Source organism: Chryseobacterium sp. LJ668 (assembly GCF_019613955.1).
In the GTDB taxonomy this organism is placed as follows: domain Bacteria; phylum Bacteroidota; class Bacteroidia; order Flavobacteriales; family Weeksellaceae; genus Chryseobacterium.
Window position 1 is genome coordinate 1,294,972 of record NZ_CP080443.1, and the last position, 17,274, is coordinate 1,312,245.

Here is a 17,274-nt window from a genome sequence, read left to right on the forward strand (position 1 = left end):
ATGAAAAAACTATTTGTTTTTGTTTTATTAATTGTTTCAGTACAAATTTTCTCCCAAGAAAAATCTTCAGCAAATCAAGAAAATGCAATCGCAGATTCTTCCATTTATGAGGATATTCCAGATAAAGCAGAATATCCGGGAGGAATTAATGCATTTCGAAATAATTTCTCAAAGACGTTTAAAGCAGGAAAAGTTTCTGGGCGAGGTAAAATAAAGTCTGAAATAAGATTTGTAGTTGATCAGCAAGGTATGATCACTGATATCATTACCATTGGCGATAATAAATCAATGAATAAAGAAATGGAACGTACAATAAAAGCAATGTCTAAAACAAAATGGGTTCCCGCAAAAATTGATGGGGAACCTGTAAAATTCAGGTTTAAACTTCCTATTACAATTAATATCGAAAACTAATTGCTTTCAGCCAAAAGAAATATCTCAACTTTTATAAAAATCCTTTTAATCATAGGATTTGGATATTTTTTTTGGTTAATGCTCACCATTACTTTAGAATACATTCCTTTTGATCCCAACGCCAGCTTTTTAATGATCAAACAAACGGAAGTTCATAATAAATCAGAATATATTTGGTTTTTCTATACTCACGTTTATACAAGCATATTTGTTTTGTTGGCTGGTTTTTTAGCGATTTTAAGAAGAAATTTCGGTATAAGAAACTTTCATAAAAATGCAGGTAAAATTTATATTTTTCTGATTCTACTTCTCGCGGCACCATCAGGAATTTATATGGGAATTTTTGCCAATGGCGGATTTTTATCTAAACTTTCTTTTGTGATTTTGGGCTGTTTATGGTGGTTTTCAACATTTAAAGCGTATCTATTAGCACGACAGAAAAATTTTAAGAAGCATAAACATTGGATGTGGAGAAGTTTTGCACTTACAATTTCAGCCATCACTTTAAGAATGTGGAAGGTAATTATTGTATATTTATTCCAGCCAAATCCGATGGATGTTTACCAAATCATTGCCTGGCTGGGTTGGGTTCCCAACATTATTTTAATAGAATATTTAATAATGAAAAAACACTTGTAAACAGATATGAAAATTTTAAAATTAACTTTTGCCTCACTATTGATTGCTTTTCTTTCAGGTTGCAAAAAAGACGGAACAGTTACCGAAAACTCAAAAGATTCTTTGATAACAAAAAAAGATTCAGTGGTTGTGCCGGAAGTTCATCAGGAATTTTACGGAATTTATACCGGAGAATTTTCGGGAAAAGAGATGATGCATGATAATGAAGTAGACGAAGATTATGAAGGTGTCAATATCAAAAAACTGTCATTAAAAATCAACAGAATCACCCAAGATTCTGTGTATGGACAAAGTATTGTAAACGGAACTCAAAGGCCTTTTAGAGGCGTTTTCAATGAAGGTACTCAATCTTTTATTTTAGACGAGCCAGGAAATGATAAAACCGACGGAAGATTTGAAATTAAGCTTAAAAACGACAGCGTCATTGGAAAATGGACTGCTTTCAATAAATCTGCGGTAAAAGCTCCTTTAAAAAATTTAAAACTGATAAAAAAAGATTTCGTCTACAATCCAAATTTTATGATGGATGAAAACTCGGATTTGATTGATTGGGAAAATCCTAAAGATTTTAAAGAAAAATACACTGACGAAGAAACAGGAAAAACGGAAACTTATACTGCATCAAAAAACAGAATTGCTTCTGATGCCGTTTTTAAAATTAACGCATCCAAACAAAAACTGAGCGAAAAAGATCTTAAAAATCTTAGAAAGCTCGATATGGAAATTATTAAAAATGCAGTTTTCGCAAGACATGGTTATTCATTTAAAAAACAAACGTACAGAAACTTTTTTGAGCAGACCGATTGGTACATTCCGGTTTCTAACAATGTCGAAAGTGAGCTTACTCCTTTGGAAAAAGATAATGTGGCTTTGCTGAACCGTTTCATCAAATATGCCGAGGATAAATATGATTCTTTCGGAAGATAGTTTTTATGGGGGTTAAACGGGTTTTTTAGATTTTTTATGATTCGATTTAATTTTAGTCAGAAGATAAATGATCAAACATCCCACTCCGTAGCATACAATATCAATCCACGAGAAAGAATTTCCTACGATAATATACATTAGGCTTCCAGGTTGGAAGTCTAATTTTTCTGCAATATTGAAAAACTGGGCAAACTCTATCAAGCAGGAAAAAGCAAAAATTCCTAAAATTAACTTTGTGTCGTTGGTTACGAAAAAACTTTTTACAAGAGTATACAATAGTATCACAACGATGACATCTCCCAAATAAGCTCTAATAAAGAATTGGTCTTTCAAAACTGTTGCAATTAAAACTTCAACAAGGAAAATGAGGGTGGTTAGAAGGAAATATTTCAGGTTAATTTTAAATTTCATCATGATTAATTTTTGTTAAAAGACTTGATTTGTGTTTATAAAAAGAGCGGACAAAAGCCCGCCACAATATCTGTATTTTATTCAGATATCCAAAATTATTTTTTCACTTTTATGGTACATCCGATAGCAACGGTCTTATTCATTTTTATCGGTTGATTTTTGACTAATGCATCCACAGCATCTTCTACATAACGTTCTGAAACATCGTTTGGATCTTCATAATTGTTGTCGACCGCTCCAATATATTTCACAATATTTTTACCATTTTCTTTCTGAAGAACAAAAACATGCGGTGTTTTTGTCGCACCGTATTGAGGGTAAATTTTCTGGCCTTCATCCAACAAATACGGAAATGTAAAACCTTTTTCTTTGGCTCTGGTAATCATTTGCTGATAACCATCTTCAGGCTGTACATTTGGGTCATTTGGGTTGATGGCAATCACTGGATATCCCTGAGATTCGTATCTTTTATCGAGTGCTACAATTCTGTCTTCATATTTTTTTGCGTATGGACAATGATTGCAGGTAAAAACAATAATGAATCCTTTGGCTTTTTTAAAATCGCTCAGTGAAACCATCTTTCCATCGATGTTTTTTAGTTTAAAATCTGCTGCTTCATCTCCAACTTCATATCCTTTTGCAGAAGAACTTTCCCGCTTGGGATTTTCATTTTTATCGCGGTTGGTTTTCGTAAAACTCAATAATCCGAGAGCGATAACAAATGCTGTCATTATAATTTTAAGGCTTTTCATAGTATTTCGATTTTGTTTAATTTAAATTTTTCACGATGATGTTTTCTAAATCTTCCCGGCTCATTTCGCCGTCGTTGAAATGTATTTTCTCATTATTTTTGTAGAAAATCGTCACCGGTATATTTCCTTCCCAGCTTTTCTCAAATTTCGGAATCCAAGTATTCATTCTCTTAATATCGTCCAATAAAAGCACTTCTGCAGTAAGTTTTTTATTTTTAATAAACTGAATTACTTTTTCCTGATCTTTTACGCGGTCCAGAGAAACCAAAAGCATTTTAAATTTTGGATTGTCTTTAAACTTTTCATTTACTTTCATAAAATCCGGAAGCTCTTTGACACAAGGTGCACAGGTTGTAGACCAGAAATTGACCACCAATAAAACATTTTTGTTTGTCTGAATTTCTTGCTCTAGCTGCTCATATTTGACTACAGAAAGATCATTCACAATATTTTTCTGCTGTGAATAATAAAATGAAACACAGAAAAGGAATGCAATTAAGCCAAAAAATTTCTTCATTCTCAAATTTAGCAAAACCATTCGTAACTTAATGAAAAACAGTTTGTTAAACTTTGTTAATAAATTTAATTCCGTGAATAAAATATTACGTGATTTTACAATGAATCAATTCAATGGTATCTTATTTGCTGAATTTTTAAAATTATCTACAAGTTTAATAGGAATTTTTATAGTCAATATTTATTAAAATAAAATTTAATGAAAAAAACGGTTTTTTTCCTCTTGTTTTTCACTACATTATTTTCTGCACAAACTTCAGGATCAAAAACTGTAGTTCAGAAAAACGGACCTGCAATTCCTGACTATGCGATTTTACAGACAAAAATGAGCCTGAAGGATGTTGTCACCAACGCAGATACTGCTCCGGAATTTCCAGGTGGACTTAAAGTTTTTAAAAGAAAATATTTTGAAAGCATTGAAACTTTAGATGTCAAGATCAAAGAAAAGGTAGATACCCGTCTTTATTTTATTATAGAAAAAAGCGGGTATGTGCGAAACGTAACAGCCATTGGCAGTAATAAAAAACATACAGAAGCCGCTGAATTGGGCTTAAGAAGAATTTTTGCCCGATGGAAACCGGCAACAATAAAAGGCGAACCTGTACGTTACCTGATGTATTTTCCTTTGACGAGTAAAGAATTTTAATCTCTATTTCCCAATCATTTTTTTAATAAAATTCAGCTTCATTAAAGCTTCAATTGGTGTCAAAGTATTGATGTCAATCTTCGTCAGTTCTTCTCTGATGTTTTCCAGAACAGGGTCGTCAAGCTGAAAGAAAGACAGCTGCATATTTTCTTCGGTCACTCTTTTGATGCTTTCAGATGAACTACTTTGCGAACGACCTGCTTCCAGAGTTTTCAGAATATCATTGGCTCTGTTGACTACTTTTGAAGGCATTCCAGCTAATTTTGCCACGTGAATACCGAAACTATGCTCACTACCTCCTGGAATTAGTTTTCTTAAAAAGATGATATTTCCTTTATTCTCCTGAATCGAAACATGGAAATTTTTTATTCTCTCAAAATTGACGGTCATCTCATTCAACTCATGATAATGCGTTGCAAATAGAGTTTTTGCCTGCGTAGGATGCTGGTGAAGATATTCTGCAATCGCCCATGCAATAGAAACCCCGTCATAAGTGGAGGTTCCGCGACCAATTTCGTCTAGTAAAATCAAACTCCGGTCTGAAATATTATTTAAAATATAAGCCGCTTCGTTCATTTCCACCATAAAAGTTGATTCGCCAGCAGAAATATTATCTGAAGCTCCGACTCTTGTAAAAATCTTATCTAAAACTCCTATTTCAGCGTGTTTAGCAGGAACAAAACTTCCGATTTGAGCCATCAGACAAACAATCGCAGTCTGACGAAGAATTGCCGATTTACCCGCCATGTTGGGACCGGTTACCATAATGATCTGCTGAGAATCTCTGTCTAAAAAGATGTCATTCGGAATGTATTTTTCACCTAAAGGAAGAGCATTTTCAATAATCGGATGTCTTGCTTCCTTTAAATCAATTGAAAAACCCTCATTTAAGACAGGTTTTGTATAGCTTTCAGAAACCGCCAGTTCCGATAAACCGACTGCAACATCAAGCTGTGCTATGATATTTGAATTCTCCTGAATTCGGTCCATGTAAATCATCGTATCCGAACATACTTTTCGGTACAGTTGATTTTCCAGAACACTTATTTTTTCTTCAGCACCTAAAATCTGGCTTTCATATTCCTTTAATTCTTCTGTAATATAGCGTTCAGCGTTTACCAAAGTCTGCTTTCTGATCCAATCACCAGGAACTTTATCTTTATGGGTATTTCTTACTTCAATAAAATATCCGAAAACATTATTAAAATCAATTTTCAGACTGGTAATTCCTGTTCTTGTCACTTCTCTTTGGCACATCTCATCCAGAAAACCTCTTCCTTTGTTTTGTAAACCTCTCAAATAATCGAGTTCTTCTGAGATGTTTTGTTTGATGACATTTCCTTTAGCAAGATTCACAGGAAGTTCTTCATTTAAATGATTTTCAAGCAACTGAATTAATTCATCTAAAGAATTTAACGGCTCCAACCATGCCAAAACATCGGCGTGAGGATGAAGCAGACCTTTAATTTTCTGTATATTAATAAGGCTTTGACGTAAATAGCCTAATTCTTTCGGGCAGATTTTTTCTGACGCCAGTTTTCCCATTAACCGTTCTAAATCTGAAATAGCTCTCAATAACTGTGAAATTTCATATTTCAGCTGATCGTTTTCGTTTAAAAAATCGATTAACGAGAGGCGTCTTCCAATTTCTTCAACAGACTTTAATGGTAGGATGATTCTTCTTCTCAATAATCTTCCGCCCATTGGTGTAGAAGTTTTATCAATAATATCCAGTAAAGATTTTCCCTTCGTATTGCTTGGGTAAACAATTTCGAGATTTCTCAGCGTAAAATGATCCATCATCAGGTAATCTTCCTGCGGAATGATCTGAATTTTGGTGATGTGTGCCAGTAATTTGTGATGGGTATCTTCCACTAAATAAGCGAAAATAGCTCCTGCAGCAGTAATTGCTAAAGGCAAATCTTCGACCCCAAAGCCTTTTAAAGAATTAGTTCTGAATTGATTTGTCAGTTTTTCGTAAGCAAAATTATATTGATAGGCCCAGTCTTCAAGTTTAAAAGCATTCCTATTTTTTAGCTGATCCGGGATCTGAACACTTCTTTGGTAGATAATTTCACTTGGATCAAAAGTATTGATGATGTGTAAAATTTTATCTAAATTTCCTTCACTTACCAAAAATTCTCCGGTAGAAACGTCAACCATAGCGATGCCGTATTTTTCTTTTTCTTTGTGAAGCGAAAGAAGGAAATTATTTTTTTTAGAAGTCAAAACCTGATCATTGAACGTCACTCCCGGCGTAACCAATTCTGTAACCCCTCGTTTTACAATTCCTTTGACGGTTTTCGGATCTTCCAATTGGTCACAAATGGCCACACGAATTCCGGCTCTGACCAATTTAGGCAAATAAGAATCCACCGAATGATGCGGAAAACCAGCTAACTCAATATGGCCGTCACCGTTGGCTCTTTTAGTTAGAACAATTCCTAAAATCTGGGAAGTTCTCACAGCGTCCTGCCCGAAGGTTTCATAGAAATCTCCCACCCTGAAAAGCAAAAGCGCATCAGGATATTTCGCCTTGATGGTATTGTACTGCGTCATTAACGGGGTTTCTTTCTTCGTCGCCTTTGCCATTAAAAATTGTCTTAAAATTGGGATGTAAAAGTATGAAATAAAAAAGAAGGATTAAAGTGCAGATTTTAGTTTCATCCAAAAGTTCTGTCATCAATTAAAATCAAATAGTCCAGATTTTTCAATAAATGGTCTGAGACTTTTGATAGCATTTTCGCCTTTGTACCATAGTATGAATGTATAATCCCAATCTTCAGATAAAACACAGTCTAGTTCAGGAATAATATAAATTGAAAATTCATTGGAGTTTTTATTCCCCGAATCCTCGTAATCGCAAAGCAAGTCTTCAATATTTTTGACGTTAATCAATCTTCTTTTTTTAAAATCAACGACTTGCAGTCTATAATGCTTAAAAATAATTTTTATTAAAGAATTAAATTTAGACCAATCAGCTTCAGTCACTTCGTCCAATAAATGATCGTTTTCTTTACCGAGCCAGCCTGGCCAAAGTGAAATGAACTTTTTTTTATATTCATTTTTGATTTCATCATCTTTAAAATATTTTTCGAACATGTAGATTTGAAAATTGTTTAAACAACATTATAATATTTTATCTGTGAAAATCTGAGAGAATTAAATCTGATTCTTACTCGAATATTTATCCAACGCTTCCGTTGCTTTCTCATACGCCCATTTCTGCTTATAATCAACCCATTGAGCTTTAAATAACTTTCGCAAAATCTTATCTGTGTATCTCATGATGAAAACATGGTACAACATATTGGCAAAAACTTTGGGTTTACCGGGTAAGGCTCTTAATGACATTGAAAAGCCCGGTTCTAAATATCTGTTGAAATGCCAAAAAGCTCCGGGAATGAAAAGTGCGTCACCATGTTCCATAAAAATCTCAATGCCTTTTGCATATTTCAATGCAGGAAATTTCTCGTAATCCGGGTTTTCGTAATCTATATCGTAAACCGTGTGAACCGAAAGCGGAACTTTATATAAAAACTTCGACTGTTTTTGGTCAAACAACAAAATTCTCTTCTTGCCTTCAAAATGAAAATGCATAAAATCTCCTAAGTCAACATCATAATGCATTAAAACATGCGCATCACTTCCGCCAAAAAATAGAGTCGGTAATCTTTTGAAAAACTTAATTCCCAAATCGGGATAAGTAAAATTTTTAAGCAATTCTGGAAGACGGTCGGTGATGATATAGAAGAAAATTCTCAGATCCGAAGGTCTAGATTTTATCGTGTCTATATAATCTTTCATTTTCATCGTTGTCACAGGAGCATCTGAGCTTTTAGAAGCACTTGCCGGTTTGTTGTCATATAAAGGAACTTCTTGTTCACCCGCTTTTTCTTTAATAAAATCAAAATTCCATTTATCGAAAGCTTCCCAGCGGCTCGCATAGTTTTTGATCAGAAGGGGTTTCTGTTTTTTGAAATAGTTTTCCTGAAAATCTTCTTTACTGATATCAGTGACAACATCTACGTTTTCGAGAATCATGGGATTGTAATTTAATGCGAAATAAAAATAGTGTTTTTTTGAAGTTTATAAAAATTTATCTTTGCAATACAGACATTCAATATGAGAGTTTACAATACCAAAAATTTCCTGAAAATATTGGTCAGCTTACACAAAAGCGACACTTTGAAAATTCTTTTTCCAACAATGGTTTTAATGGCAATTTACTCCTATGGAATTCAGTATCTGGAAGTTGAGTATCTGCATTTGACAGTAAAATCTAAAATCAGTAATGTCGGACTGATTCACTCGTTATTGGGATTTGTGTTGTCTTTGCTTTTGGTTTTCAGAACGAATACCGCGTACGACAGATGGTGGGAAGGCAGAAAACTTTGGGGAAAACTCGTGAATGACACAAGAAATTTTGCAGTAAAAATTAATATTATTCTTACAGACGACCGAAAATCTGCTGATCAGATTTCGAGATACCTGAAATATTTTCCTCATTTTTTGGCAAAACATCTTTCTCAGGAATCGACGAGACTGGCTTTGGACGAAGATTATTCTGAGATTGAACAATCACTGAAACATCACGGACCAACAGAACTAATCACCCTTCTTACCCATAAACTGTATAAGCTAAAAAAAGAAAGCAAGATTTCTGATGTCGAAATGCTTTATTTGGATACCCAATTAACAGGTTTTCTGGATGTCTGCGGTGGCTGTGAGAGAATAAAAAATACGCCTATTCCCTATTCTTACTCTTCATTTATAAAGAAATTCATCATTTTATATGTATTGGCTCTACCGGTTGCCTACGTTATCAATCTGGGTCTCTTCATGATTCCGCTGACGGTTTTTGTCTATTATGTTTTGATGAGTCTGGAATTGATCGCAGAAGAAATAGAAGATCCTTTTAACAATGATGAAAATGATATCCCAATGGAAGCAATTGCACAGAATATTGAGAAAAATGTGCACCAGATTATGAGTGTAAAAAGATAGAAACAAAACGGAATTTTTAAATCCGTTATGAAAGAAGAAATCGTAAGTTATAAATAGAAATAAATAAATTTTGATAAACAAATTAAAACTTGAAGAACTCAACAGAATTGATGTAGAAGCTTTTAAAAAAGCAAAAAAAATTCCGTTGGTGGTTGTTTTAGATAATATAAGAAGTATGCACAATGTGGGCGCGACTTTCAGAACGGCAGATGCTTTTTTGGTTCAGAAAATTATTTTATGTGGCATCACACCACAGCCGCCACACCGTGAAATTCACAAAGCAGCACTGGGAGCCACCGAAAGTGTAGATTGGTCGCATGAAAAAGATATCAATGTCACCATAAATGATTTAAAGAGTCAGGGGTTTGAAGTTGTAGGTATTGAACAGACAACCAATAGCCAAATGATTACCGATTTTATGATTGACAATACAAAAAAATATGCTATGATTCTGGGTAATGAAGTGGAAGGCATCAGCGACGAAGCTTTACAGAATATAGATTCATTTATTGAAATTCCACAACTCGGTACAAAGCATTCTTTAAATGTAAGTGTCTGTGGTGGAATTGTAATGTGGGAGTTTGCAAAAGTTTTAGGAATTCAGTAATTTTTTTTCAAAGTTAATGAGTTGCAAAAGCTCTAAAATAAAAAACTGCGGCTGTCTAAAAAGACAGTGCAGTTTGAAATAAATCTAATAAAAAGTAAAAATGAAAGGCGACAAAGATAATTTATTATCATTTACCAACAAAATATTTTTTCGTTTTTTTTATTTTTATGAAAAAAAACTGCAATAAAGCAGGAAGGTTTCGTTTAAAATTTTATAAATTAGCACAATGTTTATCAAGGACTATATCTCAAAAGATTTTCCGTGTTTTCATCTGACTGACTCTATCGAATCGGCTAGAGAAACTCTAGAAGCTTTCGGATATACACATATTTTCATCAAAAAATCACATCACTTTTACGGGGCCATCGCCAAAGATTTTTTATACGAAGACGAAGGCACGCTAAAAAATCTCGAACATCAGATTGAGCGATTTGCGATCTTGGAGGATAACAATATTATGGACAGCATCCGTTTGTTTTACACATTCAACGCCAACGTGATTCCCGTGATCAATAAAAGTGAAAAATATCTGGGATACATCTGTTGTGATGATGTTTTTCAGACCTTTTCAAAATACCCTCTGTTTTCAGAAACCGGAGCTATTCTTACCGTTGAAACGCCGGCAAGAAAATACTCTATGACGGAAATTGCGAATATCGTAGAAAGCAACAATTCTAAATTCTACGGCGGGTTTATTACGTTCATGTCTGATGATGTCATTCATATTACCATCAAAATAAGCAATGAAAATTTAGCATCAATCGACGCTACTTTTGATCGTTATGATTACAGAATTGTTGAAAAATATTATTCTGATGAAAAATCAGATCTTTTCAAAGACCGTTTAGGTTTTTTACAAAAATTTATCGAAATATAATATGAAGGCAGCCATATATTCTCAGAAAAAAGATCTTGATACTTTTTTATATTTAAGCAAATTTATTTCTGAATTGGAAAGCAGAGGCGTAAAATCTGTTTTGTTTGACGAAATGGCTGAAGCGTTACAGTTTTCTAAAATTTTTGAAACTTTTTCCAAAAAGCAAGATCTTATTGATAAAGAGGTCGATCTTTTCTTCACTTTTGGTGGTGACGGAACGATTGTAAATTCACTGACTTTCATTGAAGACCTGGAAATTCCTGTTGTAGGTGTCAACACCGGAAGACTTGGGTTTCTGGCAAGCTTTACTAAAGAAGAAGCCTTTAAAGAACTGGATTCTATATTAAAAGGTGATGTGAAAACCAGCCGAAGATCAGTGATTGAAGTCGTTTCACCAAAATCTGGCGAATTTTTTCCATATGCCTTAAATGATGTAACGATTTCCAGAAAAGAAACTACATCAATGGTGACGGTAGATTCTTATATCAATAATGAATTTCTAAATGTTTTCTGGGGCGACGGCGTGATTGTTTCTACTCCTACAGGATCTACAGCTTACTCTTTAAGTTGTGGCGGACCCATCATTTCTCCAAACAACGAAAACTTTGTGATTACTCCGATTGCTCCACATAATTTAAATGTAAGACCTTTGGTTGTGAATGATAAAGTAGAAATTAAATTTAAAGTAGAAAGCAGAGTTCCTCAATATTCCCTTTCATTGGATTCAAGATTAATTCATATCGAAACCGATAAAGAAATTGTGATCAGAAAGGCGAGCTTCCAGTTGTTATTGGTACAGCCCAATAATTTAAGTTTCTACGAAACCATTCGTCAAAAGCTACTTTGGGGACGAGATAAAAGAAATTAGTAATTTCTCAAAATTGATTATCTTTACAAGAATTTTCAAAAATTACCCTAATATTTTATAAAAAGTAAAACATGAGCAGAATTTTCCCGGCAGGAGTTGCCACAGGTCAGTTAGTTACAGATATTTTTCAGTATGCTAAAGAAAACAAATTTGCATTACCAGCAGTAAATGTAATCGGATCAAGCAACGTAAACGCAGTAATGGAAACTGCAGCAAAATTAAACTCACCTGTAATCATTCAGTTTTCTAACGGTGGAGCATCTTTCAACGCCGGAAAAGGTTTGAGCAACGACGCTCAGAAATCAGCTATTTTAGGTGGTATCGCAGGAGCAAGACACATCCACACCCTTGCTGAAGCTTATGGAGCAACAGTAATTTTACATACCGATCATGCTGCAAAAAAATTATTGCCTTGGATCGATGGTTTGATGGATGCTAATGAAGAATTCTTCAAGCAGACCGGAAAATCGCTGTACTCTTCTCACATGCTGGATCTTTCTGAAGAATCTTTAGAAGAAAACCTTGAGGTTTCTGCTGAGTATTTCGAAAGAATGGCAAAAATGCAGATGACTCTTGAAGTTGAAATCGGAGTAACAGGGGGTGAAGAAGACGGTGTTGACAATTCTGATGTTGACAATTCTAAATTATATACTCAGCCTGAAGATGTAGCTTATACTTACGAAAAATTAAAGGCAATTTCAGACAACTTCACAATTGCAGCAGCTTTCGGAAATGTACACGGAGTTTACAAGCCAGGAAATGTGGTGTTGACACCAAAAATCCTGGATAACTCTCAGAAATTTGTTCAGGAGAAATTCGGAACGGCAGACAAACCGATTAATTTCGTTTTCCACGGTGGTTCAGGTTCTACTTTAGAAGAGATCAGAGAAGCAATTGATTACGGAGTTATTAAGATGAATATCGACACTGATCTTCAATTCGCTTACACAGAAGGAATCAGAGATTATATGTTAGAAAACGTAGAATATTTAAGAACTCAGATCGGAAATCCTGAAGGAGAAGAAAAGCCTAACAAAAAATTCTATGACCCAAGAGGATGGATCAGAAAAGGAGAAGAAACTTTCTCTAAAAGATTAGTTAGAGCATTTGAAGATTTAAATAACGTAAATACGCTTAAATAAATTATAAATTTTGAATGATAGATTTTAAATTGTTTAATCTATCATTCAAAATCTAAAATCTAAAATTTCATAAATGGCATTTGACTGGTTTAAAAGAAAAGCACAAAATATTACCACTTCTACCGACGAGAAAAAAGATGTTCCGAAAGGACTTTGGCATCAGACTCCCTCAGGTAAAGTTGTGGAACATGAGGAACTGAAAAAAAACAACTACGTTTCCCCTGAAGACGGGTTTCATGTAAGAATTGGAAGTGCAGAGTTTTTCAGCATTCTTTTTGACGAAGGTAAATTTACAGAACTGGATGCGAATGTTGAAAGTATAGACATGCTTCAGTTTAAAGATACAAAATCTTATACCGACCGTCTGAAAGAGGTGAAAGCCAAAACAAAACTTACTGATTCTATCAGAAACGGAGTTGGAACTGTCAACGGAACCGAAATGGTGGTTTCCTGTATGGATTTTGCTTTTATCGGCGGGTCTTTAGGCTCTGTGATGGGTGAAAAGATCAGAAGAGCGGTTGATTACTGTATTGCAAAAAAACTTCCTTATATGATTATTTGTCAGTCCGGAGGTGCAAGAATGCAGGAAGCAACGTATTCTTTGATGCAGCTTGCAAAAGTTCAGGCGAAACTGGCTCAGCTTTCCGAAGCCGGACTTTTATATATTGCTTACCTCTGTGATCCCACTTTTGGTGGAATTACCGCCTCCTTCGCCATGACGGCAGACATCATTATGGCTGAACCGAAAGCATTGATCGGATTTGCCGGACCAAGAGTAATTCGTGAAACAATAGGCAGAGATTTACCGGAAGGTTTCCAAACTTCAGAATTCCTTCAGGAAAAAGGTTTTGTAGACTTTATTGTGAAAAGAACTGAAATTAAAGAAACCGTTTCTAAAACAGTGAATTTATTAACCGTAAAGGCTTAAGATTAAACTAAAATTTATCAGTCTCTCTCTTTTTCGGGAGAGATTTTTATTTTATGCGAACTTTTAAAGTAATTTTCAATACAGTCAAAAGCATGAGTTTTAAGAAAATTCTTAAACTCTTATTGGCTGTTGTGCCTCATCCTCTGTTTTCTATGTTAAGTTTTTACGCCACGGTAAAGGCTTTTTCGATTGCGCAGAAATTATATCCGGAAACTGCATCTAAGAACGGTGAAGGCAATGCATTTCGTCATGCATTTTGGTGCTGCCTGATTATGATGTACTGCAGTAAAATTTCTTCTCCGGAAAAGGCATTGGTTTTTTGTAAGAAAATTACAGATCTGCACGAAGATTTATTCCCCAATGAGCCTCTGGAAACAAAAATGGATCTGCATAACAATAAAGTAGGTATGGATTATTTCATGGAACTTTTACCCGGAATTCACCGCCAGTTTTTTGAGAAAAATTTCTTTATTGAAGAATTGAAGAAGAAAACAGCTGCTGCAAAAGTTTTGAAAAATTTAGATGATGATTTTAAAGGAGAGTTGGTTTATTTAGACGAAAAGTAGAAATATTTAATTTATATTTTAAGTTTGTTGTTCCGTAGGAATCTCAGACATTTTTCCTTTAAGATAATAGTTTAGATTTCTACGGAATGACGAACAATGTGCTTATTTACTCTTCCTTTTTAATTATTGCAGTTTATAGTAATTTTAACTAAGTTTAATCAATTAATTTAATCAAATGGTTCTCAGCAGAATTTGGTCGGCTTTCATTATCATCGCCATTGCCATTGCCAGTATAAAATACATTTCGTCAAGTCACTACAAAACCATTTTTAATGATATGGTTGTTGGAAAAGGTGGTGATACGGTGCAGATTGCCACAAAAAAAATCACTACACTTTCTCCTATTGTAAGAGACAGTTTGATAAAAAAAAATGATTTTGCAGACAGCAGAATTCACTATAAAACCGATTCTTTAAAACAAAATGTAAAAGTTTATCGAGTTCAGGAGGCAGATGGCGTCATAGGAACTTCAGAAACAGCCGTAAAAATCTGTCTGGGTTTGATAGGAATTATGGCATTGTTCATGGGATTTATGAGTATTGCTGAAAAAGCAGGCGGAATCAATTTATTAAGCCGATTAATTCAACCATTTTTTTCAAAATTATTTCCTGAAATTCCAAAAAATCATCCTGCTTTCGGGCACATGCTGATGAATTTCAGTGCTAATCTTTTAGGATTGGATAATGCTGCCACTCCGTTTGGATTAAAAGCGATGGAAAGTTTACAGACTTTAAATCCCAATAAAGATACTGCAAGCAATTCTCAGATTATGTTTCTTTGCCTTCACGCAGGTGGAATGACGCTGATTCCTGTTTCTATCATCGCATTAAGAGCAACAAATGGATCAAAAAGTCCTACTGATATTTTTCTCTACTGCATGATTGCAACTTTTGCGGCAACATTAGCGGCAATGATTATCGTTTCTATTTACCAAAAAATAAATCTTTTACAGCCTGTACTTTTAGCCTACGTTGGAGGGATTTCTATATTGGTTGGACTTCTTGTTTATTATCTTACAGGACTTAGCAAAGATAATTTAGACATATTCAGTCAGGTTTTAAGTAATGGATTGATCCTTTTTATCTTCTTAGCAATTGTTCTTGGAGCTGTTTATAAAAAAATTAATGTTTTTGATGCATTCGTTGACGGGGCAAAAGAAGGTTTTACAACCTGTGTAAAAATTATTCCATATTTGGTAGGTATGCTGATTGCAATTTCGCTTTTAAGAACTTCAGGAGTTTTTGAAGTGATTATCGACGGTATGAAATGGCTTGCTAATTTTTCCGGCTTGGATGCTAGATTTGTTGACGGACTGCCTACTGCTTTAATCAAACCTTTATCCGGTTCCGGAGCGCGAGGAATGATGGTTGATACAATGAGAACTTTTGGAGCAGATAGTTTTCAAGGGAAATTGGCGGCGGTTCTTCAGGGAAGCTCAGATACCACATTTTATGTGATTGCAGTTTATTTTGGAGCAGTTGCTGTAAAGAATACAAGATATACGGTTATTGCTATGCTTTTGGCTGATTTGGTGGGTGTGATTACTGCGATTGGATTGGCATATTTGTTTTTTGCTTAAATTTAATAATATAAAAAATGATACACGATAAAGATTACATTCTTCGCATTGTAAGACAGTTTTCTGAATTTCTTACAAAAAGAATTTTAGGTGAAAATGAAGAAAGTATTTCTGATCAGCAAAGGATTTTCGACACCAATATGAACGACACCTTTAAAATGAGCTTTGATGAACTTTCTTCAAAATCTGCTGAAGAAATTACACAATCGATTCATGAAAAAGAAAGCAATCACCATATTCCGTATTTTGAACTTTTAGGTCATCTTTTTTATGCGAAAGCAAAAGAAACTGACATTAAAGATTTTTCAGAAAAAGCCATCGTTTTTTACCAATTATATCTCCAGACCAGCGGAATTTTTTCTCTTCCTATAATCAATAGGATTAACGAAATCGCCAAAAACTAACGTTCCAACAAAAACCAATAAAGATTAGGCGATTATATATGACAATTAAAAAGAATACATATTTACATATAAAATAAAAAAAGCACTTGAATAAAGTGCTTTTGTATTTTTAGAATGAAATTTTATAACTTCCGGTGGAAGAAACACTGGCTTTCTCAGCTTTCACATATTTTTTAACCCAAGAAACTGAGGTAGAAACTACACAAGGATCTGAAACTCCGCCTGATCGTCTTGCAGAAACTACGTTTCCAGCCTTGTCTACAGTATAAGAAATTGTGATGGATCCTCCTGCAGAACAGCTGTGACTCGGTTGTGCGCCTCCTCTTCCCATCGTTCCGGGAATGTAGCCTACCAATCTTCTGTCGATCCCTATTTTGCTGTCACCGTTTCCATCACCTCCTAAAGGATCACCATTATTTCCGATTCCGTCTCCTGTTCCCTGGCTCCCTGCTTTTGTTCCACGGCCTTTGATTAAATTTCCAATTGCGGCAGTTCCTTTTCCATCACCATTTCCTGTTTTTGAATTGGCTGTTGTTGCAGAACTTTTAGCTTTGTTTTTTGTGGTAGAACTGGCTGTTGATTTTTTATTGGTTTTTGAATCTTCTTTTTTCGGAGCTGTAACTTTAGAATTGTTTCCGTTAATAATTTTATCTTTTACTTCCGTCTTTTTTGTTTCAGGTTTTGGCTCGGGAGTGATTACTGTTTTAGGTTCAGAAATAGTATTTACCGGTTCTGGTTCGTTCTCTTCAGCTTTTGCAGCCAGACTTCCTTCCTGATTGGCCGGTTCGTCAATTCCTGCTCCATTCCTGTTATCTCCAAAATTGACAAGCATTGTGGTAACAACTTCTGTTTCCTTAGGACGCTCTGTGGGTTTCATTTTATAGATGAAAACGAACAACAAAATAGCAGACCAGATCATCACAGAAAGTATTGCACTTTTTGCTTTGTCTTTATTTTCTTCGGCTCTGTTTATCGTGTAACCTCTCATTTG

The 17,274-nt window shown here is 34.6% G+C and carries 20 protein-coding genes; 13 read left to right on the forward strand and 7 right to left on the reverse strand.

The features are described from left to right. From K0U91_RS06060 to K0U91_RS06070, 3 genes are read left to right on the forward strand one after another with little or no spacing between them, the layout of a single operon-like run. A complete protein-coding gene (locus K0U91_RS06060; RefSeq protein WP_220178770.1) occupies window positions 1-414 on the forward strand; it encodes an energy transducer TonB in 414 nt (137 codons plus the stop codon). Beyond that, complete coding sequence (locus K0U91_RS06065) at window positions 415-1,053, forward strand: DUF2306 domain-containing protein (protein ID WP_408912589.1); 639 nt, start codon at window positions 415-417, stop codon at window positions 1,051-1,053. It abuts the gene before it with no gap. A gap of 6 nt (window positions 1,054-1,059) precedes the next feature. Then, window positions 1,060-1,980 carry a YARHG domain-containing protein gene (locus tag K0U91_RS06070; RefSeq protein WP_220178772.1) on the forward strand — a complete coding sequence of 307 codons (921 nt, stop codon included), beginning with the start codon at window positions 1,060-1,062 and terminating at the stop codon, window positions 1,978-1,980. A gap of 12 nt (window positions 1,981-1,992) precedes the next feature. Here the strand turns inward: K0U91_RS06070 and K0U91_RS06075 are convergent, their stop codons facing one another. The 3 genes from K0U91_RS06075 to K0U91_RS06085 form a co-directional block, all read right to left on the reverse strand. After that, window positions 1,993-2,391, reverse strand: a complete 399-nt coding sequence (locus tag K0U91_RS06075; protein WP_220178773.1) for a ribosomal maturation YjgA family protein — start codon at window positions 2,389-2,391, stop codon at window positions 1,993-1,995. A 95-nt stretch (window positions 2,392-2,486) separates the two neighbouring features. Next, window positions 2,487-3,143, reverse strand: a complete 657-nt coding sequence (locus K0U91_RS06080; RefSeq protein ID WP_220178774.1) for a thioredoxin family protein — start codon at window positions 3,141-3,143, stop codon at window positions 2,487-2,489. A 16-nt stretch (window positions 3,144-3,159) separates the two neighbouring features. After that, window positions 3,160-3,660, reverse strand: coding sequence for a TlpA family protein disulfide reductase (locus tag K0U91_RS06085; RefSeq protein WP_220178775.1), 501 nt, complete (start codon window positions 3,658-3,660; stop codon window positions 3,160-3,162). Between the two features lie 198 nt (window positions 3,661-3,858). Here K0U91_RS06085 and K0U91_RS06090 point away from each other — a divergent pair, with 198 nt between their 5' ends. Then, on the forward strand, window positions 3,859-4,305 hold the full coding sequence (locus K0U91_RS06090; protein ID WP_219969928.1) for an energy transducer TonB: 447 nt from the start codon (window positions 3,859-3,861) through the stop codon (window positions 4,303-4,305). A gap of 3 nt (window positions 4,306-4,308) precedes the next feature. On the opposite strand, the gene mutS is transcribed toward K0U91_RS06090, so the two are convergent. From mutS to K0U91_RS06105, 3 genes are all read right to left on the reverse strand, one after another. Continuing rightward, the gene (gene mutS, locus K0U91_RS06095; RefSeq protein WP_220178776.1) at window positions 4,309-6,897 is read right to left on the reverse strand and encodes a DNA mismatch repair protein MutS; all 2,589 of its coding nucleotides are present in this window, start codon (window positions 6,895-6,897) and stop codon (window positions 4,309-4,311) included. Window positions 6,898-6,987: 90 nt separating this feature from the next. Next, on the reverse strand, window positions 6,988-7,407 hold the full coding sequence (locus K0U91_RS06100) for a hypothetical protein (RefSeq protein WP_220178777.1): 420 nt from the start codon (window positions 7,405-7,407) through the stop codon (window positions 6,988-6,990). A 60-nt stretch (window positions 7,408-7,467) separates the two neighbouring features. Then, window positions 7,468-8,349: a cupin-like domain-containing protein gene (locus K0U91_RS06105; protein ID WP_220178778.1), complete on the reverse strand. Its 882-nt coding sequence runs from the start codon at window positions 8,347-8,349 to the stop codon at window positions 7,468-7,470. Between the two features lie 144 nt (window positions 8,350-8,493). Here K0U91_RS06105 and K0U91_RS06110 point away from each other — a divergent pair, with 144 nt between their 5' ends. The 9 genes from K0U91_RS06110 (at window position 8,494) to K0U91_RS06150 (ending at window position 16,283) form a co-directional block, all read left to right on the forward strand. Continuing rightward, on the forward strand, window positions 8,494-9,312 hold the full coding sequence (locus K0U91_RS06110; RefSeq protein ID WP_259429451.1) for a bestrophin family protein: 819 nt from the start codon (window positions 8,494-8,496) through the stop codon (window positions 9,310-9,312). 70 nt (window positions 9,313-9,382) lie between these two features. Continuing rightward, entirely contained in the window at window positions 9,383-9,919 is a 537-nt protein-coding gene (locus K0U91_RS06115) for an RNA methyltransferase (RefSeq protein ID WP_220178779.1), read from the forward strand. Window positions 9,920-10,145: 226 nt separating this feature from the next. Further along, complete coding sequence (locus K0U91_RS06120; protein WP_219969923.1) at window positions 10,146-10,796, forward strand: CBS domain-containing protein; 651 nt, start codon at window positions 10,146-10,148, stop codon at window positions 10,794-10,796. 1 nt (window position 10,797) lies between these two features. Beyond that, window positions 10,798-11,664 (forward strand): NAD kinase, encoded by an 867-nt coding sequence (locus tag K0U91_RS06125; protein WP_220178780.1) that lies wholly within the window; start codon window positions 10,798-10,800, stop codon window positions 11,662-11,664. A gap of 71 nt (window positions 11,665-11,735) precedes the next feature. Beyond that, window positions 11,736-12,806, forward strand: coding sequence for a class II fructose-bisphosphate aldolase (gene fbaA / locus K0U91_RS06130; RefSeq protein WP_220178781.1), 1,071 nt, complete (start codon window positions 11,736-11,738; stop codon window positions 12,804-12,806). 73 nt (window positions 12,807-12,879) lie between these two features. Further along, on the forward strand, window positions 12,880-13,734 hold the full coding sequence (accD, locus tag K0U91_RS06135; protein ID WP_219969920.1) for an acetyl-CoA carboxylase, carboxyltransferase subunit beta: 855 nt from the start codon (window positions 12,880-12,882) through the stop codon (window positions 13,732-13,734). Window positions 13,735-13,787: 53 nt separating this feature from the next. Next, complete coding sequence (locus K0U91_RS06140; protein ID WP_219969919.1) at window positions 13,788-14,300, forward strand: DUF6973 domain-containing protein; 513 nt, start codon at window positions 13,788-13,790, stop codon at window positions 14,298-14,300. Window positions 14,301-14,475: 175 nt separating this feature from the next. Continuing rightward, entirely contained in the window at window positions 14,476-15,879 is a 1,404-nt protein-coding gene (locus tag K0U91_RS06145) for a nucleoside recognition domain-containing protein (RefSeq protein WP_220178782.1), read from the forward strand. Window positions 15,880-15,896: 17 nt separating this feature from the next. Continuing rightward, the gene (locus tag K0U91_RS06150; RefSeq protein WP_220178783.1) at window positions 15,897-16,283 is read left to right on the forward strand and encodes a hypothetical protein; all 387 of its coding nucleotides are present in this window, start codon (window positions 15,897-15,899) and stop codon (window positions 16,281-16,283) included. 109 nt (window positions 16,284-16,392) lie between these two features. Here K0U91_RS06150 and K0U91_RS06155 read toward each other — a convergent pair whose 3' ends face one another. Continuing rightward, complete coding sequence (locus K0U91_RS06155; RefSeq protein ID WP_220178784.1) at window positions 16,393-17,271, reverse strand: ferric siderophore ABC transporter substrate-binding protein; 879 nt, start codon at window positions 17,269-17,271, stop codon at window positions 16,393-16,395. Window positions 17,272-17,274 lie beyond the last annotated feature (3 nt).